Here is a 20,296-nt window from a genome sequence, read left to right as displayed (position 1 = left end):
GGATTAGACAAGGGTGGACGAATGGCTTAAGAAGTGCTGTTTTGCATATCATCCCGCGTTGTGTCTCCGTACCCCTGTCGGATTACACCGGCGCAAAGCGAGTACGTCTCAACTATGACCAAGGTCTCCAACATTCGTAACTTCAGCATCATCGCGCACATCGACCATGGCAAGTCGACCCTGGCCGACCGGATTCTCGAGGTCACCGGGCTGGTGGACGAACGCCAGAAGCGCGAGCAGTTCCTCGACCGTCTCGACCTGGAGCGGGAGCGCGGCATCACCATCAAGGCGCAAGCCGTGCGCATCCCCTACAAGGCCAATGACGGGCAGGAGTATACACTCAACCTCATCGACACGCCCGGCCACGTGGACTTCAGCTATGAGGTCTCCCGCTCCCTGGCGTCGTGCGAGGGCGCCTTGCTGGTGGTGGACGCCACCCAGGGCGTGGAGGCGCAGACCCTGGCCAACGTCTACCTGGCTCTGGACCATGACCTGGAGGTCATCCCGGTCCTGAATAAGATCGATCTGCCCTCGGCCGAGCCGGACCGCATCCGCCAGGAGATCGAGGAGACCATCGGCCTGGACGCCTCCACGGCGCTGGAGGTCTCGGCCAAGACGGGTGTGGGCGTTCCCGCCGTGCTCGAAGCCATCGTCAAGGACCTGCCGCCGCCCAAGGGCGACCCGGACGCGCCGCTGCGTGCGCGCGTCTTCGACTCCTGGTACGATTCCTACCAGGGCGTGGTGGTGCTCTTCCGCGTGGTGGACGGCACCGTGGCTCCGGGCGACCCCATCCGCATGATGTCCACGAAGAAGGAGTTCGAGGTCACGCAGCTCGGCATCTTCTCGCCGGACGCCGTGCAGGTAAAGCGGCTCAGCGTGGGCGAGGTGGGCTTTCTCACCGCGTCCATCAAGGAGCTGCAGGACGCCCGCGTGGGCGACACCATCACCCATGCGAAAAAGCCTGCGGACAAGCCGCTCTCCGGCTTCAAGCCGGTCAAAGCCATGGTCTTCTGCGGGCTCTACCCCACGGAGCCCTCGGAGTACGAGGCGCTCAAGTCCGCGCTGGAAAAGCTCCAGCTCAACGACGCGGCCTTCAACTTCGAGCCCGAGACATCCCAGGCCCTGGGCTTCGGCTTCCGCGCCGGCTTCCTGGGCATGCTGCACATGGAGATTATCCAGGAGCGGCTGGAGCGCGAGTTCGAGGCCAACCTCATCACCACAGCCCCCACCGTAGTCTACAAGGTGGAGACCGTGCAGGGCGGCACACTGTTCATCGACAACCCGGCCAAGCTGCCGGACCCGAGCGAGATCGCCGTTTTCAGCGAACCCTATGTGCGCATGGAGATCCACGCTCCCGGCGAGTACGTGGGCAACATCTTCAAGCTCTGCGAAGAAAAGCGCGGCCTGCAGAAGGACGTGCGCTACCTGTCTTCCAACCGCGTCATCATCACCTATGAGCTGCCGTTCGCCGAGATCGTGTTCGACTTCTTCGATCGCCTCAAGTCGGCCACGCGCGGCTACGCCTCGTTGGATTACGAAATCATCGATTACCGGCCGGCCGACCTCGTGAAGCTGGACATGCTCATCAACGGCGAGCCCGTGGACGCTTTGTCCACGATCATTCACCGCGATAAGGCCCAGCAGCAGGGACGGGCCATCGCCCTGAAGCTGAAGAAGTCCATCCCGCGGCAGCTGTTCGAGGTGGTTGTCCAGGCGTCCATCGGCCAGAAGATCATTGCGCGTGAACGCAACCCCCCGATGCGCAAAAACGTCACCGCCAAGTGTTACGGCGGCGACATCACCCGCAAACGCAAGCTCCTGGAAAAACAAAAAGCCGGAAAAAAGCGTATGAAACGCATGGGCAACGTGGAAATACCGCAGGAGGCCTTTCTGGCAGCCCTGCGCACCAACGACGACTAGCCGCGCCGTTTTTTCCGCACCCACGGCTTACGCAAGGAACCTACCATGACCCCACGCTGGCAAAAGATGCTCAAGGAATATACCGAAGCCATCGTCATCGCCTTTATTCTCGCGATGATCATCCGCGCCTTCTTTGTCCAGGCCTTCAAAATCCCCTCGGGCTCCATGCTCGAAACCCTGCAGATCGGCGACCACCTGCTCGTCTCCAAGCTCATTTACGGCGTCAAGGTCCCGTTCACGGACATCGAGGTGGTGGAGTTCTCCCAGCCCGAGCGCGGGGACGTCATCGTCTTCGAGTACCCCGTGAACCCCAGCCAGGACTTCATCAAGCGCGTCATCGGTCTGCCCGGCGACACGGTGGAGATTCGCAACAAGGACGTGTACGTGAACGGCAAGAAGCTCGACGAGCCGTACGTACAGCACACGGACTCGCGAATACTGGAAAGCTTGCGCGACAACATGGCGCCGCGCACCGTGCCGGAGAACGAGTACTTCGTCATGGGCGACAACCGCGACGAATCGCACGACTCGCGCTTCTGGGGATTCGTGGACCGGCACAAGATTGAGGGCAAGGCCTGGGTCATCTACTGGTCATGGCGGGGCGTGAGCAACATCCGCTGGAACCGGATCGGCGACATCGTACGATAATAATGTGAGCCTGTTGCTATACGCGACACGCTCACGAGATTCCTTGCTCGCCGCCTTCCGCGGCGAAACAGCCTGCCGCCTTCCCTGTGCGGCGCGTACATCATACCATCCGACATGTGTAGCCTGCCCGCGATCCTGAGCATGACCCGGGATCGCGGGTGGCTTGCTGGGGGCTGCCGGAGCGCATGGCTTGCCCGGACCGTCTTGCATCATTTGCAGGAAAGCCGAAAGCCGGTACAAAGCACCCATAACGTTCACGCGATTTTCCCGGTTCCTGACGATGGGGAGAGGGGGACTGCGCAACCGATCTCGCTATTGCCCAGGAGCCGAAGATGACCCCCCGCTGGCGGAAGATACTCAAAGACTATACGGAATCCATTGTCCTCGCGTTCATTCTCGCGATCATAATCCGGGCCTTCATTGTCCAGTCGTTTGTCATTCCGTCCGGATCGATGCTCGAAACACTCCAGATCGGGGACCACATTCTTGTTCCCCGCTTCAGCTACAGCCTCAAGATTCCTTACACGCATATCGCGCTTATAGAGTTCTCCGAGCCGGAGCGCGGGGATATTATCGTCTTCGAGTATCCAAAGGACCCGAGCGAGGATTTCATTAAGCGCGTTATCGGCGCGCCAGGCGACACCGTGGAGGTTCGCAACAAGGATGTGTACGTGAATGGCGAGAAGCTCGACGAGCCGTATGTTCAGCACACCGATCCGCACTTCCAGACCATGCGCGACAACATGGCGCCGCGTACCGTGCCCGAAGGCAAGTACTTCGTGATGGGCGACAACCGCGATGAATCCCTGGATTCACGCTTTTGGGGCTTTGTGGACAAAAGCGCCGTTGTCGGAAAGGCCTGGATGATCTATTGGTCAAGCAACGGCCTGGACAACTTCCGCTGGAACCGTATCGGCAAGATTGTGGAATAGACGTACTCGTGGAACTCTCCGCCTCGCTCTCTGGATAGAAACGATGATCGTCGCCATCCACAGCGCAGCCCTCCTGGGCATCGACGCCTACACGATTCGGCTGGAGGTGGACTTCGCCCGCCAGGGCATGCCGGCCTTTTCCATGGTCGGCCTGGCCGAAGGCGCCGTGCGCGAGTCCAAGGAGCGGGTCTTCTCCGCACTGCGCAACACCGGCCTCCGACTCTCACCGGGCCGCATCACCGTGAACTTCGCCCCTGCCGACAGGCGCAAGGAGGGCAGCGGCTACGACCTGCCGCTGGCTCTGGCCCTGCTTGCCGCCGCCGAGATCATCCCTCCGGACGCTCTGGATGGCTGGTACGCCGCCGGCGAGCTCTCGCTTTCGGGCGAGGTCCGGCCCATACCGGGTGCGTTGCCGCTGGCGCTGTGTGCGCGTGAGGCGGGCGCCCGCGGCATTCTGGTGCCGGCAGGCAACGGCGCTGAAGCCTCCGTGGTGGAGGGGCTGCCCGTGCATCCCGTTTCCCATCTGGCCGAAGCCGTGGACCACGTCACCGGGGAAAAGCCCATCCCGGCTCTGGAGCCGGATCTAGCGGGCCTGTTTGACGGGGACCGGCTGGCGCCGGGCTTCAGCGCGGATTTCTCCGAGGTCAAAGGGCAGGAGCACGCCAAACGCGCCGTGGAGATCGCCGCGGCCGGCGGGCACAATCTGCTGTTCCTGGGGCCGCCCGGATCGGGCAAGACCATGCTCGCCCAGCGCATCCCCACGGTGCTGCCACCGCTCTCCTTCGAGGAGGCGCTGGAGGTCACCAAAATTTACAGCGTGGCCGGCAGGCTGCCACCGGGCGAAGCCCTGGTGACGCAGCGGCCGTTTCGCAGCCCGCACCACACCATTTCCGACGCTGGCCTGGTGGGTGGGGGCGTGTACCCGCGGCCCGGCGAGGTCTCGCTCTCCCACCGGGGCGTGCTTTTCCTGGACGAGCTGCCCGAGTTCAAGAAACAGGTGCTGGAGGTGCTGCGGCAACCGCTGGAAGACGGCTACGTGACCATCTCCCGCGCGGCCATCTCGCTTACCTATCCTGCCGGGCTCATGCTGGTGGCGGCCATGAACCCCTGCCCTTGTGGCTACCTGACTCATCCCAAGCACCCGTGCACTTGCGGCGGCGCGCAGATACAGCGCTACCGCTCGCGGCTCTCGGGGCCGCTGCTGGACCGCATCGACCTCCATGTAGAGGTGCCGGCCGTGGACTACGAGGACCTGCGGCCAGGGAACCGTGGCGCAGACTCCGCCACCATGCGCCAACGCATCGACGCGGCGCGGGCCATCCAGCGGGAGCGCTACGCCGAGGACGGCATCTACACCAACGCCGGGCTCTCGGGCCGGCTACTGGAGAAGCACTGCGTGCTGGACGAGTCCGAGCATGAGTTCCTGGGCCAGGCCGTGCGGCGCCTGGGGCTATCTGCCCGGGCGTACACGCGGGTACTGCGCATCGCGCGCTCCATAGCCGACCTGGAAGGGGCGGAGCGCATCGCCACGGCCCATCTGGCCGAGGCCATCAACTATAGAGGGCTGGACCGCCAGGGCGCTATCTAGCAGGACAAAGCCCGGTAGAAGGCGGCAGGCGCCGCATGTCCGGGCTCCACTCGTGGTGGCGCGGGCTTCATCGCCATACATGCAGCACATCGGCGAAGGGCAAACAGACCTCGAACCAGAAGCTCCGGCACATGGACAAGGTCTATGTGCAGGCGTACACTTCTTGTCGGCTTTTGGGTGCGATGGCGATGCCGGGACACGAGCAACGGACTTGTAATCCGTTGGTGCAGGGCTCGATCTCATTTTTTTCTGGGAAAATCCTTGACCGACCCGGCCGCCATTCTGTAAAAGACCTTCTCTTTGGGCCGAGGTAGCTCAGTTGGTAGAGCAGGGGACTGAAAATCCCCGTGTCGGCAGTTCGATTCTGTCCCTCGGCACCATGATATTTCAAGGGCTTGGCGAAATTTTCGCCAAGCCCTTTTTTCATGCCGGTGTGGATGTACGCCTTGCTCGATGCCCACGGTCCTGCAGGTTGCCAATCGTCAGTCCTGGCAACCTATCATTCTCATACCAAGTCGCGTTGTGCGAGCCTGCCCGCTCTCCTTGGAAGGGTTCGTGACGCTTTGCAACGCCTCGATACCCAGTCTGGACGGCGCGGCCGCCATGTGGCGTGGTGTCAGGGCGTATTCACCCCTGTTCAAGGGTGCGGTGGCTTGTTGTGCGGGATAGCGACGGTTTCATAAACCCGAGCACGTTCAGGCTGGCGCATCGGAGTCGTCTGGCGTTCCAGAAGTGCGTGCGTCTATTTGTCCTCGTGCATGCCATGCGGGATGACGACGCGGACATTGTTCGAGCTACAGATATCGGCAATGGCGACAGGAGGTTCCTGGTCCGTGACCAGGATGTCCACGTCACTGAGATGGGCGACCTTGACCGTTGCATTGCGCTCGTATTTTGTCGAGTCCGTAACGAGGATTACTTTGTTGGCGTTCTGCATCATACGTCGCATGAGCAAGCCTTCATTGTAGTCGTACTCAAGCAATAAACCGTCCGGTGAGATTGCTCCGATACCCATGATCATATAGTCGACGCGGAAGTTGGACACAAAATCGATGGAATTGGTGCCGACAATGCCGCCATTGCTCTTGCGGACCTGTCCGCAGGACATGAACAAGTCGATGTTCTCTTCCCGGTACAGGTGCATGGCGGCATGCAAGTTGTTGGTCAGGACGCAGATGGAAGAGAGCTTCTTGAGCTCTTGGGCAACCACCTCCATTGTCGAACCCGCGGAGAGAAAGAGCATGCGGTTTGGCGCAATTTGGCGGACGGCTTCTGCTGCGAGCTCCCGCTTCTCCGGCAGCAGAGAGATACGTCGCACGTCATAGCTGGTGTTGAGCAGAGAAGAGTTTGGACTTGCGCCGCCATGGTGGCGTGTAATCATATTGTCATCGCACAACGCTTGCAGATCCCGCCGGATAGTCTGGGTTGACACCCCACACTTTTCGGCCAGAAACTCCAAGGATGCAAAACCCTGTTCATTGACCAGCTTGGATATGAGCTCGCGCCTGCTCTGTACCTTCATGCTACCGCATTCCTTCATAAAATGATTAAGTATTCATGTGCGAAATGTGTTTGCTGTTCATCAATTCCGTTCGCGTGTCCAGATATTCAATGAATCGATAACATAGTAGGGCGTGTTACACTTTGCAAGATTGTGTTTAAGGTGTTTACGCTGCCGATGAACGGAACTGCATCCTGAAAGTCTTTATCGACAGCATTTGCGTCCATATGGCCGACTTTTTCGGCTGACGGCAACCCTGTCAGGTGCTGTAATTTTTTTTCCATAATTACCTAGAAATTGTATCAAAGTGACAAAATGGTGGCCGCAATTTGAAAAAAACTTGACGTTTTGATAGATATTTTACACTATTTTCATAAAGTCAAGAATGACCAAGCGGGTCCTGATGTGCTTATGCTAACACATTAATTATTTGGAGAATTGTGTTGAACCTTGTTAATGTGAATGAGTTGGGTTTGAGGTATGACGACAATTGGGCTGTCGGCCATTTCAACGTCCACAACCTTGAGTTTGCCAGAGGGGTGGTGACAGCCGCTTGCGAAAATCGTTCGCCCGCCATTCTTGCCGTGGGCATGCTTTCTATCAAATACATAGGGCTCAAGCCCCTCGTGGCCGCGTGCCGGGCCGTTGCTGAAGAATCGGATGTGCCGGTCGCAATCCATATCGACCACTCCAGGGACGTGGAGCTGGTGCGCCGGGCGTTGGAGCTGGGCGTCACCTCCGTCATGTTCGATGGTTCCGCGCTTCCTTTCGAGGAAAATGTCGCCAAGACAAAAGAAGTGGTCGCTATGGCTCACGACCACGGCGCCACAGCGGAGGGCGAGGTGGGCATCGTTCCCCACGGCACGGATCCGGTTTCCGAAAAAGACATGACTGATCCGGACATGGCCGTTGAGTTCGTAGAGCGCACCGGGGTGGATCTCGTCGCGGTTTCCCTGGGGTCTATCCACGGCATGAAAACAGCCGGCGCCTCCCTGGATCAGGATCTGCTGCGAGCACTGCACCAAAAGATCAAAGCTCCGCTCGTCTTGCACGGCGCCTCCGGAGTCCTTGATGAGCACGTCAAAGATGCTGTCGCCAATGGGATTCGAAAGATCAACGTGAACACGGGTCTCCAGGTCGCTTGCAAAAACGCCCTCACCGCTCAGCTCAACGCATCCCCTGACAGCGGGCTGCTGCAAGATTTCGAATGCGGTATCGCCGCCATAGCTTCCGCGGTGTCAAAGAAGATGGTGTTGTTCAATTCGGTAAACAAGGCAGCATAGGGCGGATTGTTTCATGGCCAGGATTGTCTGCGTCGGCCTCGGCTGTATGGACTACATGTTTCGGGTCAACGAGCTCCCGTCCGGTGGGGGCAAGTTCTTCGCCACGCACTATGCCGCGGCCGCCGGAGGCCCTGCCGCTGTCGCCGCCCTTGCCGTTGCGGCGATGGGGCACGAGGCATGGTTCATCGGCCGCCTTGGAAATGACGCCGGTGGCCGGTTCATGGTGGACTCGTTGACTGAACGCGGGGTGAACGCCTCATGCGTTCGGCTTGTGGACGGCTTTTCCACGCAGGTTTCTTCCGTTGTTGTGGACAGCCACGGTGAACGGCAGGTGGTCAACTTCAGTGACGCGGATATCGCTCCGGATGCATCCTGGCTGCCCTGGGACGTCATTGGACAAGCCGACGTGGTTCTTGCCGACGTGCGTTGGCCCGAAGGCGGACGTGCGGCGCTGGAGTACGCCAGGAAAAAGGGCATCACCACAGTCATAGATGGGGATATGGCCCCGTATGACACAACAGCCCTGGTTTCCCTGGCCGACTACATCGTCTTTTCCGAAGGCGGCGCGGAACTGGTAGGTGGACAGAAAGACCTGGAAGCAAACCTTCGCGCAACAGCCAAGGCAACGGGCAGATGGGTGGCCATCACAGCAGGCGAGAAAGGGTGCTGCTGGATGGACGGCGACATCTTCAAGCACATGCCCAAGTTCGAAATTGATTGCGTAGACACGCTTGGCGCAGGCGACACCTTTCATGGCGCCTTTGCCGTGGGGCTGGCGGAAGGCATGGGGATAGAGCAGGCGCTCCGTTTTTCCAGCGCCGCCGCCGCGTTGAAATGCACTGTCCCCGGGGGTTCAACGGGTATCCCGACCCGGGAGCAGGTCGATGTATTTCTCGGCCACGTATAGTTCGTTGGCCGTTTCGTTGTCAGGAGCGAGAACCATGTGTCGACCAACTGAAGTAGTGAAGTGAGGGAAGGGAACATGCTCAAGCGTGCGTTCAGCGGCCTTGTGCTGTGCAATACCCTGATAATCAAGATGTGCGAAGCCATCCTCACCGTTCTGCTGGGGGTGCTGGCGGGGTTGCTGTTCTGTTCCGTCGTCTGGCGTTACTGCCTGAACAACCCCATTCCGTGGAGCGAGGACTTCACGCTTGTCTGTCTTGTCTGGATGTCGTTCCTGGGGGCGCCGGTGGGCATGCGGGGCGGTCACATCGCTACCAACCTCGCCTCTGACAGGCTTCCCAAGGCATGCTCGAAATTGCTGTGCGCGGTTGCCAATGCTGCGGTTCTCTTCGTGGCGATTACGGTAATCGTATACGGCGTTCCGTTCGTCAAACAGGGGATGGCCAGAATCATCCCGTCCATGGACTGGCTTTCCCACGGCTACTCCTATCTTGCGCTGCCTGTCGGGTTCGCCTTGATCGTGCCGCTGTGCATCGAGAACATCTTAAGCCCGTTCGTACAGTCCGAATGATTGAATAGGATATCCGCCCATGCCCCTCTTCATTATTTTCACCATCGTCACCGCACTGATAGGCGTGCCGATCGTCTTTGCACTGGCGTTCGGTCCCTTGCTGGGGTTCTCCCTGCAAGGCAATGCTGCTTTGCTTCAGATCAGCTTGCAGCGCATGTTTGCAGGAATCAACCAGTTCCCTCTTGTGGCGGTCCCGCTTTTCATCCTGGCGGGTGAGATCATGAACGCCGGGAGTATTACCCATCGCCTTGTCAGGCTGGCGCAGGTATTGATCGGCCACTGCCGCGGGGGACTCGCGCACGTCAATATCCTCAGCTCGATCCTGTTCGCGGGCCTGAGCGGCTCTGCCGTCGCGGATGTCTCGGCGCTGGGATCGATGCTTATCCCGGCCATGGAGCAAGACGGCTACAAGCGTTCCTTTGCCACGGCGGTGACTGCGGCTTCATCGATCATTGGTCCGGTCATACCGCCAAGCATCATCATGATCGTCTACGCCTACATCATGAACGTGTCGGTCGGAGCGCTGTTCGCCGCCGGTTTCATACCAGGCCTGTTGATGGGTGTGGGGCTAATGATCATGACGGCCTTCATCGCCCGGAAGCATAATCTGCCGAAGCAGGAGAGCAGGGCCACGGCAAGGGAAGTCGCCCATGCGTCGTTCGAGGGCTTTTTTCCGCTCCTTACCCCGGTCATCATTCTGGGCGGCATCCTGCTGGGCATTGTTTCCCCCACCGAGGCTGCTGCGGTCGCGGTGGTCTACGCGCTCATCCTGAGCCTTGCGATTCGATCGCTGAAGGTTGGCGATTTGGCAAAGATATTGCGCCGGTCTGCAGGTTCCTCAGCGATCATCCTGCTGATGATCGGCTCGGCTTCGCTGTTCGGCTGGGTGCTGAATATTGCAGGCGTGCCACAATCGCTTGCGCGGCTTGTGATCGGCCTGACCGACAATGCGGCCGTGTTCCTGATTGTCGCCAATGTGCTGTTGCTGATTACAGGCATGTTTCTCGATGCGGGACCAGCGATTTTGATCCTGGGGCCGATCCTGGGACCGACCATGCTGGGTCTGGGCATCAACCCGGTCCATTTCGCCGTGATCATGTGCCTCAACCTGACCATGGGGTTGGCGACACCGCCGTTTGGTTTGGCGCTGTTCGCCTCTTCCGCCGTGTCGGGCGTCAAGGTCGAGACAATCGTTCGCGAGATGCTGCCTTTCTACCTAATCCAGGGCCTCGTTCTGATTCTGATAACGTTCTGCCCGGTGATATCGCTTACTCTGCCAAGATTGTTGGGATTTCCTGTATGACAAACAACCTTTCAAAGAAGGAGTGCATGATGAAGCTCACCATGTGTATCGTCGCGTTTGTGGTTATGGTCGGGCTGATGGCCAACCCGGCGGCTGCGGCGGACTTCACCCTGAAGATTGCCCATGCGGGTCCGGCCACAATGAACAACGACGATTACGTCGGGTCGACCTCCCTCAAAAAGTACATCGAGGAAAAGTCGGATGGCGCGATCGAGGTTCAGATCTTTCCCGGCAACCAGCTCGGCAATTATCAAGAGGTAATGGAGCAGGTGAACGCCGGTGTTCTGGAATCGGCTCACGTTTCCATCGGCGGCGTGACTCCGTTCATCCCGGAGCTGAGTGTTGTGGATCTGCAGTATGTCCTGCCCAATGACGAGGTGGCCTACGCATTCATGGCAGGGTCCTTCACCGACAAGATGCGCGATGCGATCCTTGAACAGCTGCCCAATGTCAGGCTGACCGCAGTCAGCGACGGCGGCCGCTGGCGTTCATTCTTCACCACGGACAAGGCAATCCATACGGCTGACGATCTGAAAGGACTGAAGATCAGGACCATCAGCTCTTCGTTGCAGCAGGAGTTCGTCAAGAGCCTCGGCGCCTCGGCAACGCCTGTCGCCTGGGGCGAGCTGTATACGGCGCTGGCCACCGGCGTTGTCGACGGCACCAAGAACGGCACGCCGGACGTCATGTCCAACAAGTTTTACGAGAGCATCAAGCACCTGATCCTGGATCGCCACACCTTCCTCTTTGGCTACTACTTTGTCAGCGACAGCTGGCTGAAGAGCCTGCCCGAGAACCTGCAGAAGGTCGTGCTGGACGGGTTCACCGCAGCCGCCGCAGAGCAGACCAAGTTCAATGCAGAGACGGAAGCCAGCGCCAACGAGGACTTTATCGCCGCGGGCGGCGAGATCTACGAGCCCACGGCCGCGGACCGGGAGACGTTCCTCGGCGCCAGGCAGCATATGGAGGACTGGTACGTCGAAAAGTATGGCGACAAATGGTTGAAGATCATGCTCAGCGCCGTGGAAGAAGCACAAGCGAAAGTAAACAATCAGTGACACTGGTTGTGTAACGTCTATAATGTGTCTCTATGAGTGGCGGGGCGTCAGCGTGGCGCCCCGTTACTTTTGGGACGGAGGTTTTTTGAGATGAAAGCGATGGGTTTTCCGCTGGTGTACAAGCTGGGGGACGGACTACTTGATAACATTGGAGAGTATGTCCGGCCGTTCGGTAAAAAGCCCCTGGTTGTCGCCGATGCGTTTGTCAGGAGTCTTTATGAAGAGGCGCTTGTTCAGGCCTTGAAGCGAGAGGACATTACGCCGCTGTTTGTGGACTTTGGCGGCGAATGCTCTCCTGCTGCTATCGAAAGCGCGTCACAAAAAGCCCGGGACGAAGGCTGCGACTGCGTTCTCGGCTTTGGCGGCGGCAAGGCCATCGATACCGCCAAGGCCGTGAAGATCGAAACCGGCATCCACGTGATCATCGTGCCGACAATCGCGTCCAACGACTCCGCCACCGGCAGGCTTGCCATCACCTACAACGACGACGGCACCTTCATCGGACCGCGGTTTCTGGAAAACAATCCGGATGCGGTGCTGGTCGATACAGGGATTGTAGCCCGCGCGCCTGTCCGGTTTTTCATAGCAGGCATTGCGGATGCGCTGGTCACGAAGTTCGAGGCAGATCAGTGTGTCGCTTCCGGTTGCGATAACTTCTTCGGCGCCAGACCGACCGAGGCCGCCATCTGTCTTGCCGACGCCTGCTATACGATCGTACGCAAATATGCTCCGGAGGCGGTTCGCCACGTGCGGGAGCAGCGCGTCAGCGAGGCTGTCGAGAAGGTCGTCGAGGCCAACACGCTTTTGAGCGGGCTTGGCTTTGAAGGCTGCGGTGTGGCCGCCGCGCACGCCATCGGCATGGCCCTGGCGGATTTGCCGGGAGCCAAGGGCGTGTTGCACGGCGAGGAGGTCGCGTTGGGGCTGATCGCCCAGTTCATGCTGGAAAAACGAGACGACGCGTTCATGAAGGATATGCTGGACTTCTACACCGCGGTGGGTCTGCCGGCATCACTGAAAGACCTGGGCATACCCGAACCGGATGCAGAACAGCTTCGCAAGACGGCAACGTTTGTGCTCCGCCCGAAAAGCCGCATCCACAATATGTCCATCCCGGTGACGATCGAGAGTGTTGAAGAGGCCATAACGCAGGCGAATAAATTCGTAGCGGCCTATAGAGCCGGCTCCTCGGACAGCTGAGCGGCGGTGCGGTGGAAATATGGTGACGGGCTGCGCCGCCTTCCCGGGCTAGGTCAGACAGGGCGCCCCTCTGGCCTGGGGTTTTGATATAGATACATCGGCTTGCCGCCGTCACAAGTGGAATGCGGTCGTCCGGTGTTGTCGAAGTCGAAGGTTCCCCACCCACCATATGAACGCGGGCTGAAAGCCCCTGCGTCGGTAGCTCGATTCTGTCCCTTGGCCATGACATTTAACAGGGTGACCGTGTTTCACGGCACCCTCTTTTTCATGGCGCAGCAGGGGCTTTTCCCGCGCCGCCTCGATGATCCGAGATTCTTTTGAGGGGTGGAAGCGTCCAGCACATCCATATGAGTCGAACACCTGCCAGAAGGTGCTCGCCGTGCCGTCGCGGAGCTTCCGGCAGAGCCTCCATCCGAGGCAGGAACGATTCGTTGAGATTTTTTCTAGAATTTTTTCCTGTCAGCCAAATTGGCTCGGTTAATTCCGTAATTTCAACCCATTGTCAGCTTGCAGTGCTGTCACTTTCTGGCATTTTCTATAAATAAACCAATCTCTTATGTGGCAGGCGCGATTTGACTTTGCAGTCCGCCAGCTCTAAAAAATGACCAGAGCAGGTGCCCGGACCAGTCCGGGTGAAAAGGGAATCCGGTGCGAATCCGGAGCTGCCCCGCAGCGGTGAACGGGAACGAGCCCCCACAGTGAGACACTGGCGAGCATGCCGGGAAGTCGGGGGGCGAGGAAGGCGGCGAGCATGCCGCACACGCCCGCAAGTCCGAAGACCTGCCCGCTCCCGTCAGGACCGAGCGTCCCGGCGGTTTGACGCGTGAGCCTCGTGGGAGGGCCGTGCGGCAGATCGAAAGGGAACATGTTCCATGTTCTCCGGCTGCAGGCGCTGACCCCCGCGTCATCGCTAAAACCTTCAGCAGTCGGAGATCATAATGTCCCAGAACGTCCAACGCCTCACTGAACCTCTTCCAGATCAGGCTGCTCCCGCCGCCATACTCACGCCCCTGCGACCCATTGCGCCGCCGGTCCAGGTGCGCAAGCGTAGCGGCGAGGTCATCGATTTCAATGTCGATAAGATCCGCTCGGCCATCCGCCGTGCGGGCGCGGCTACGGACGAATTCGACGACGCCGAGGCCGGCCTGCTCACCGCACAGGTGGTGAAGGTCCTGTCGCATCGCTTCTCGGGCCGTGTGCCGGATATTGAAAACATCCAGGACACGGTGGAGCAGGCCCTTATCTCAGCCAATCATTTCAGGACCATGCGCGCCTACAGCGTGTACCGCGAGCAGCGCGCCAAGCTCCGCCAGGACAGGAAGACCGTGGTGGACGTGGCGTCAAGCATGAACGAGTACCTGGACCGGCAGGATTGGCGGGTCAACGCCAACGCCAACCAGGGATACTCGCTCGGCGGGCTCATACTGAACGTCTCCGGCAAGGTGACGGCCAACTACTGGCTGAACCACGTGTACCCGCCGGAGGTGGGCCGGGCGCACCGCGAGGGCGACATGCACATCCACGACCTGGATATGCTCTCCGGCTACTGCGCGGGCTGGTCCCTGCGGACGCTTCTGACCGAGGGCCTGAACAACGTGCCCGGCAAGGTGGAGGCCAAACCTCCCAAGCACCTCTCCAGCGCCGTGGGCCAGATCGTGAACTTTCTTGGAACGTTGCAGAACGAATGGGCGGGCGCGCAGGCCTTCAGCTCTTTCGATACCTATATGGCTCCCTTCCTGCGCAAGGACAAGCTCGCCTACGAAGAGGTGCGCCAGTGCATCCAGGAGCTCATTTACAACCTGAACGTGCCATCGCGCTGGGGCACGCAGACGCCTTTCACCAACCTCACCTTCGACTGGACCTGCCCGGAGGATCTCGTCGAGCAGCATCCGGTCATCGGCGGGGAGGAGATGCCCTTCACCTACGGCGAGCTGCAGGCCGAGATGGACATGATCAACCGCGCCTACATCGAGGTCATGACCGCGGGAGACGCAAAGGGCCGGGTGTTCACCTTTCCCATCCCCACGTACAACATCACCAAGGATTTTCCCTGGGACAACCCCAACGTGGACCTGCTCTTCGAGATGACCGCCAAGTACGGCCTGCCGTACTTCCAGAACTTCGTGAACTCGGACCTGGAGCCCAACATGGTGCGCTCCATGTGCTGCCGTCTGCAGCTGGACCTGCGCGAGCTGCTGAAGCGCGGCAATGGGCTCTTCGGCAGCGCGGAGCAGACCGGGTCGCTGGGCGTGGTCACCATCAACTGCGCGCGCCTGGGCTACCTTCTCCGCGGGGATGAGCGCGCACTGTTCGCCCGCCTGGACGCCTTGCTGGAGACCGCGCGCACGAGCCTTGAGATCAAGCGCAAGGAGATCCAGTCGCGCATGGACGCCGGGCTCTTCCCCTACACCAAGCGCTACCTGGGCTCGCTCCGCAACCACTTCAACACCATCGGCGTCAACGGCATCAACGAGATGATCCGTAACTTCACGGACGACCGGGAGGACATCACCACGGACGACGGCTATGCCTTTGCCGTGCGCTTCCTGGACCACGTGCGGACGCGCATGACGGAGTTCCAGGAGGAGACCGGGCATCTGTACAACCTGGAAGCCACCCCGGCGGAGGGCACGACGTACCGCTTCGCCAAGGAGGACCGCCGCCGCTTCCCGGACATCCTGCAGGCAGGCACCAAGGAACAGCCGTACTACACCAACTCCTCCCAGCTGCCCGTGAACTTCACGGACGACCCCTTCGAGGCGCTGGCCCGGCAGGAGGAGCTGCAGCGCAAATACACCGGCGGCACGGTGCTGCACCTGTACATGGGTGAGCGCGTTTCCAGCTCGGCCGCCTGCAAGGAGCTGGTGCGCCGGTCCCTCTCGCGCTTCGCTCTGCCCTACATTACGGTGACGCCGACCTTCTCCGTGTGCCCCAGCCACGGCTACCTCGCGGGCGAGCACGAGACCTGCCCCACCTGTGCGGGCGAAGGCCGCGATCAGGCGTGCGAGGTCTGGACCCGCGTCATGGGCTACTACCGGCCGCGCTCGGCCTTCAACATAGGCAAGAAGGGCGAGTACGACGAGCGCGTGTGCTTCAGCGAGCCTGCGCACGATAACGCGGTGCCCGCGTGACGTCTTTGAACCTTGAAAGTGGGGCCGCCGACCTGGTCGTGGGCGGCCTCACCCCCCTGAGCACGGCGGATTGGCCGGAAAAGCTGGCCGCCGTGGTCTTTTGCCAGGGCTGCACCTGGCGTTGCCCCTACTGCCACAATGCGGTCCTGAGGCCATTCGGCGAAGGGGAACGCCCCTGGTCGGAGGTCCTGCGCTGGCTTGAATCCCGGCAGGGCCTGCTGGACGCCGTGGTGTTCTCGGGCGGCGAGCCACTGCTCCAACCGGGCCTGGAAGACTCCATGCGCCATGTACGCGACCTGGGCTTCGAGGTGGGGCTGCACACCAGCGGCATGACGCCCCGGGCCCTGGCGCGCGTGCTGCCCCTGTGCGGCTGGGTCGGGTTCGACCTGAAGGCTCCCCGCCCGGTCTATGCGCGCATTACAGGCGCACCGGAGAGCGCGGACAAGGCCTGGGAAAGCCTGGCCATGCTGCAGGAGGCGGGCATTCCTTTCGAGCTGCGCACCACGTGGCATCCGTCGCTGCTTTCCGAAGAGGAGCTGTGTGAGGTGGCTGGAGAAATCGCCGCCCTGCCAAGGGCGGCAGGTCAGCTTACATGGGCGCTGCAGGCCTTCCAGCCGGATGGCTGCGCCGATGAGCGCCTGGCTGCGTCCGACCGCGCGCATGTATCCGAGCAGCTTGCGGCGCTGCTGCGGCAGGCTCTGGGAGCTGGAGCGCGGCTGGTGGTCCGGGCCTAGGCCCGCGCCGGCCTGTCAGGCCCGGCAGGCTGTCTAATCCAACAGTCTTAGGATTCAGGCTATCATAACAGCAACTCTCCCCCTGCCGGAGGAGAGGGAGAGTTCGCTGCAAGTCGCAACGTCCCAGGCATGCCGGTATGTGCCCATACAGGATATGCCCAAGGACGTCGGTTTTCGTTCTATTTGACCACGATCAGCTCATACTCCCGGGTCCCCAGACCGATCTTCTCGGCGTGCTCCAGGCAGGTCTTCCATTCGGACTCGGGTCTGGTGTTGGTGAAGTGGTCGTGATGGTCCACGAAATCCGACTTCGCCATGTTGTCGGCGAGCTGGCTGCCAGGCAGCGGGGTGGCCGCCATGCAGGCGTCCACGCAGGCCTGGTCCAGGGCCAGAGGGTCGAAGGATGCGTACATGCCGATGTTCGGCAGAATCGGCACGTCGTTTTCACCGTGGCAGTCGCAGTTGGGGGAGACGTCCACAATCAGCGAGATGTGGAAGTGCGGACGGCCATCCACAACAGCCTTGGTGTACTCCGCCATGCGGCAGTTCAGCGATGCCACAGCCGCGTTGAAGCCGAAGGAGATGGCGTCGAAGTTACATGCTCCAAGGCAACGTCCGCAGCCCACGCAGTTCTCCTGGATGACGTGCGCCTTCTTGATCTCGGAGTTGAACTCCAGGGCGTTGTTGGCGCATTCCTTCAGGCAGGTGCGGCAGCCTTTGCACAGCTCTTCGTCGACGGACGCCTTGCTGTCGCTGTGCTGCTCCGTCTTGCCCGCGCGTGAGCCGCAGCCCATGCCTATGTTCTTGATGGCGCCGCCGAACCCGGTCACCTCGTGGCCCTTGAAGTGGGTCAGGCTGATGAAGACATCCGCGTCCATCACGGCTCGGCCGATCTTGGCTTCCTTCACGTACTCGCCGCCCTCCACGGGAACGGCGATATCGTCGGTTCCCTTGAGACCGTCGCCGATCAGGATCGGGCAGCCCACGGTCAGCGGGGTAAAGCCGTTTTCCCAGGCGCACTCAAGATGCTCCAGGGCATTCTTCCGCTTGCCCGGGTACATGGTGTTGCAGTCGGTCAGGAAGGGCCTGCCGCCCAGCTCCTTGACCACATCCGCCACGGCCCTGGCATAGTTGGGACGCAGGTAGCTGATGTTTCCCAGCTCACCGAAATGCAGCTTGATGGCGGCGAACCTGCCTTCCATCTCTATGTCGCCTATGCCGGCTTTTTTGATCATTTTCTTGAGCTTTGTGGGCAGTCCGTCACCAAAAGCTTTTGTGCGGAAATCAGTAAAGTATACTTTTGCTTTTTCCATGCTTCCTTACCTCAGCTTGTTGTTTGTTCCTTATTTCGATCATGATGCAATCCGGCGATGCAATGGTTCCCTCACTGCAACGCCGTAATGTGCATGCATCATGCGTTTTTCCTGCAAATAACGTTGCCATGCGTGTTTCAAACGAGATCACGTCCCAATCGTATCGGCGGATCGTGGCCGTCACGTGCCGTATTGGCATGCACCGATATCAAACGCCGCATCAGGAGGCTGGTTTCAATGGTTCCCTGACGTCCCTGAGCGACAGCTCGCTGCATGAGTTGGCGACGGCTTCCATGACCGACCTGAGAGGCCGCGTTGGCGGAGTCCGGATGTTCGTCGTGGTCATGAGCCGTCTCGTTTCCTGGATGACGAAGCAGGCCGACGGCTCGTACACTCGGTGGGATACTCATTTTTTGACAACGATTAAACCGGAAATCGTCGCTTCAGGCGGGGCGCCCTTTCGACCCATCAGGCCAGTCGTTTCGTCCAGTGATCCTTATCAGAGTGGGGGGGTCGTGAACAACTGGTCCAACCGTCTATTAGAGGATCAGGCAAAAATTTGAGAGGATAGTTTATTATTCGAGCCGGTGTAGGCGTGCTGAAATCAATAAGCGCATACGAGTTGTTTCAGCGTGTTACGCTGGCCGGACAGGGCCAGCCGGATAGGGGACCGGAGTGGTGTTTCTCGGTGCTCGGTTCCTCGGGTCATGAATCGGATGCGGGCTGTTGACGGCCATGGCCGGGACAATGGTTGCATGCCGGGATGGGGCATCACTCGGTGTGGCCGCCCCAACGCATCCGTCACAGTTGAAGGAACGGACAATATAACCAAGATGATGGAACACCAGGACAGCAGGCGTGGCGGCAAGTATGCGCTCAGATGCAGCAATACTGCGTATCTATGACGCAAAAAAAGCTCAAATGGGATGGAGTGAATTGTTGAACCAGAAGAAAGTCACGCACAAAGACCTTGTCTCGATCGAGTTTTACAATGAATGATATTGACATGCGTCCCGTGTTGCGATGAAGGAATCAGGAGTGGCCGTCGCAAAGTACTGTGAGTATGGCTTTCAACATATCAAGGGGTTATTGCATGCTATCTTTCAGCCTGAAAACATTTGCCATTTTATTTTTTCTTGTCGCCGGACTCTTTTCCGTTCCGGTTTCTTCGTCGGCCTGCACCGGCATGCGGGTTATCGCCAAGGACGGTTCCGTTGTCTGGGCGCGTTCCATGGAGTTTGGCAATTACATCGATTCCGCGCTGATGGTTTCCCCGCATGGATTGCAATGGACCTCTCCCACCCCCAACGACGGCCATGGCCTGCAGTGGACGGCCAAGTACGGCTTTGTCGGCCCCAACGGGTTCAATCTGAAAGTGCCGCTGGAAGGCATGAACGAGAAGGGGCTGTATGCGGGCGGTTTCTGGATGAAGGAGGGGGAGACGAAGTTCCCTGGCGTGAAGCCCGCGGATTATCCAAATACCGTGGCGCAGACCCATATCATTGCCTGGCTGCTGACGAACTTCGCCACCATCGATGAGGTCAAGGCCGCGCTGCCCAAGATCCATGTCGCCGGCGTGGAGGTCGAGGCGATTCATCAAGTGGTGCTGTGCCATTGGTACGTCATGGACGCCACGGGCAAGGCCGCCGTCATCGAGTCCATCAACGGCGAGGTGACCATTACAGACAACCCGGTGGGTGTGTTCACCAACGCGCCGTCCTTCGAGTGGCATCTGACCCATCTGCGGCAATTCATCAACCTGCGCCCCGACAACGTGGACTCCGCCCAGATCGGCGACTACAAGGCGCTTTCCCTGGGCGAAGGGACCGGCCTGCTTGGTCTGCCCGGCGACTTCACCCCGCCGTCCCGTTTCGTGCGGGCGGCTGTCTTCGCCAACTCCGTGCTGCAGCCGGATGACGCAGACGCTGCAGTGGCCCTGGGCATGAACCTGATCGCCGGTTTCGCCATCTCCAAAGGCATCTCCCGGGGCGTGGGCGGCGACGGGAAGCCGGAGTACGACTATACCCAGTGGACCACAGTGTATGATTTTGCGCGCAAGGCCGTGTATGTGCGGACCTACGAGAACCAGAACTACAAGGTTGTCCATTTCGACAAGCTGCCCATGGACGGCGGGAAGAATCTGATTATCCCCCTGGGCCAGGACTATGGCACCTACGAGGATGTGAGCGATCAGGCCAGATAGTCCGGTTTGTG

The 20,296-nt window shown here is 59.9% G+C and carries 15 protein-coding genes, 1 tRNA gene and 1 riboswitch; of the genes, 14 read left to right on the top strand and 2 right to left on the bottom strand.

Annotated elements, in window-relative coordinates; translation table 11 throughout:
• Positions 1–114 precede the first annotated feature (114 nt).
• The 5 genes from lepA (at position 115) to E8L03_RS12925 (ending at position 5,468) form a co-directional block, all read left to right on the top strand.
• The gene (gene lepA, locus E8L03_RS12945; RefSeq protein WP_144306821.1) at positions 115–1,920 is read left to right on the top strand and encodes a translation elongation factor 4; all 1,806 of its coding nucleotides are present in this window, start codon (positions 115–117) and stop codon (positions 1,918–1,920) included.
• A gap of 45 nt (positions 1,921–1,965) precedes the next feature.
• Complete coding sequence (lepB, locus tag E8L03_RS12940; protein ID WP_144306820.1) at positions 1,966–2,568, top strand: signal peptidase I; 603 nt, start codon at positions 1,966–1,968, stop codon at positions 2,566–2,568.
• A gap of 332 nt (positions 2,569–2,900) precedes the next feature.
• Entirely contained in the window at positions 2,901–3,500 is a 600-nt protein-coding gene (gene lepB / locus E8L03_RS12935) for a signal peptidase I (RefSeq protein WP_144306819.1), read from the top strand.
• 43 nt (positions 3,501–3,543) lie between these two features.
• Complete coding sequence (locus tag E8L03_RS12930; protein ID WP_171267574.1) at positions 3,544–5,088, top strand: YifB family Mg chelatase-like AAA ATPase; 1,545 nt, start codon at positions 3,544–3,546, stop codon at positions 5,086–5,088.
• A 304-nt stretch (positions 5,089–5,392) separates the two neighbouring features.
• Positions 5,393–5,468: transfer RNA gene (locus E8L03_RS12925), tRNA-Phe, on the top strand.
• A 362-nt stretch (positions 5,469–5,830) separates the two neighbouring features.
• Here E8L03_RS12925 and E8L03_RS12920 read toward each other — a convergent pair.
• Complete coding sequence (locus E8L03_RS12920; RefSeq protein ID WP_167512615.1) at positions 5,831–6,610, bottom strand: DeoR/GlpR family DNA-binding transcription regulator; 780 nt, start codon at positions 6,608–6,610, stop codon at positions 5,831–5,833.
• A 422-nt stretch (positions 6,611–7,032) separates the two neighbouring features.
• Between E8L03_RS12920 and E8L03_RS12915 the strand changes: the two genes are divergently transcribed.
• From E8L03_RS12915 to E8L03_RS12880, 8 genes are all read left to right on the top strand, one after another.
• On the top strand, positions 7,033–7,872 hold the full coding sequence (locus E8L03_RS12915; RefSeq protein WP_167512614.1) for a class II fructose-bisphosphate aldolase: 840 nt from the start codon (positions 7,033–7,035) through the stop codon (positions 7,870–7,872).
• 13 nt (positions 7,873–7,885) lie between these two features.
• Complete coding sequence (locus tag E8L03_RS12910) at positions 7,886–8,779, top strand: PfkB family carbohydrate kinase (RefSeq protein ID WP_171267573.1); 894 nt, start codon at positions 7,886–7,888, stop codon at positions 8,777–8,779.
• Between the two features lie 75 nt (positions 8,780–8,854).
• Positions 8,855–9,346, top strand: coding sequence for a TRAP transporter small permease (locus E8L03_RS12905; protein WP_144306814.1), 492 nt, complete (start codon positions 8,855–8,857; stop codon positions 9,344–9,346).
• A 19-nt stretch (positions 9,347–9,365) separates the two neighbouring features.
• On the top strand, positions 9,366–10,649 hold the full coding sequence (locus tag E8L03_RS12900; RefSeq protein ID WP_171267572.1) for a TRAP transporter large permease: 1,284 nt from the start codon (positions 9,366–9,368) through the stop codon (positions 10,647–10,649).
• The gene (gene dctP / locus E8L03_RS12895) at positions 10,646–11,707 is read left to right on the top strand and encodes a TRAP transporter substrate-binding protein DctP (protein ID WP_171267571.1); all 1,062 of its coding nucleotides are present in this window, start codon (positions 10,646–10,648) and stop codon (positions 11,705–11,707) included. Before E8L03_RS12900 ends, dctP begins: the two co-directional genes overlap by 4 nt.
• Positions 11,708–11,797: 90 nt before the next feature.
• Complete coding sequence (locus E8L03_RS12890; protein WP_144306811.1) at positions 11,798–12,904, top strand: glycerol dehydrogenase; 1,107 nt, start codon at positions 11,798–11,800, stop codon at positions 12,902–12,904.
• Between the two features lie 595 nt (positions 12,905–13,499).
• Positions 13,500–13,706: riboswitch (cobalamin riboswitch) on the top strand.
• Positions 13,707–13,842: 136 nt separating this feature from the next.
• A complete protein-coding gene (locus E8L03_RS12885) occupies positions 13,843–16,035 on the top strand; it encodes a ribonucleoside triphosphate reductase (protein ID WP_171267570.1) in 2,193 nt (730 codons plus the stop codon).
• A complete protein-coding gene (locus tag E8L03_RS12880) occupies positions 16,032–16,769 on the top strand; it encodes an anaerobic ribonucleoside-triphosphate reductase activating protein (RefSeq protein ID WP_244963526.1) in 738 nt (245 codons plus the stop codon). The genes E8L03_RS12885 and E8L03_RS12880 overlap by 4 nt, the downstream gene beginning before the upstream one ends.
• Before the next feature lie 179 nt (positions 16,770–16,948).
• On the opposite strand, the gene E8L03_RS12875 is transcribed toward E8L03_RS12880, so the two are convergent.
• The gene (locus E8L03_RS12875; RefSeq protein WP_144306809.1) at positions 16,949–18,082 is read right to left on the bottom strand and encodes a DUF362 domain-containing protein; all 1,134 of its coding nucleotides are present in this window, start codon (positions 18,080–18,082) and stop codon (positions 16,949–16,951) included.
• Between the two features lie 1,231 nt (positions 18,083–19,313).
• Here E8L03_RS12875 and E8L03_RS12870 point away from each other — a divergent pair.
• Positions 19,314–20,285, top strand: a complete 972-nt coding sequence (locus tag E8L03_RS12870; RefSeq protein WP_244963525.1) for a linear amide C-N hydrolase — start codon at positions 19,314–19,316, stop codon at positions 20,283–20,285.
• Positions 20,286–20,296 lie beyond the last annotated feature (11 nt).

The sequence above is a fragment of the Oceanidesulfovibrio marinus genome (assembly GCF_013085545.1).
In the GTDB taxonomy this organism is placed as follows: domain Bacteria; phylum Desulfobacterota; class Desulfovibrionia; order Desulfovibrionales; family Desulfovibrionaceae; genus Oceanidesulfovibrio; species Oceanidesulfovibrio marinus.
Note: the sequence above shows the minus strand (reverse complement) of the source record. Positions and strands in the feature narration are given on the sequence as shown.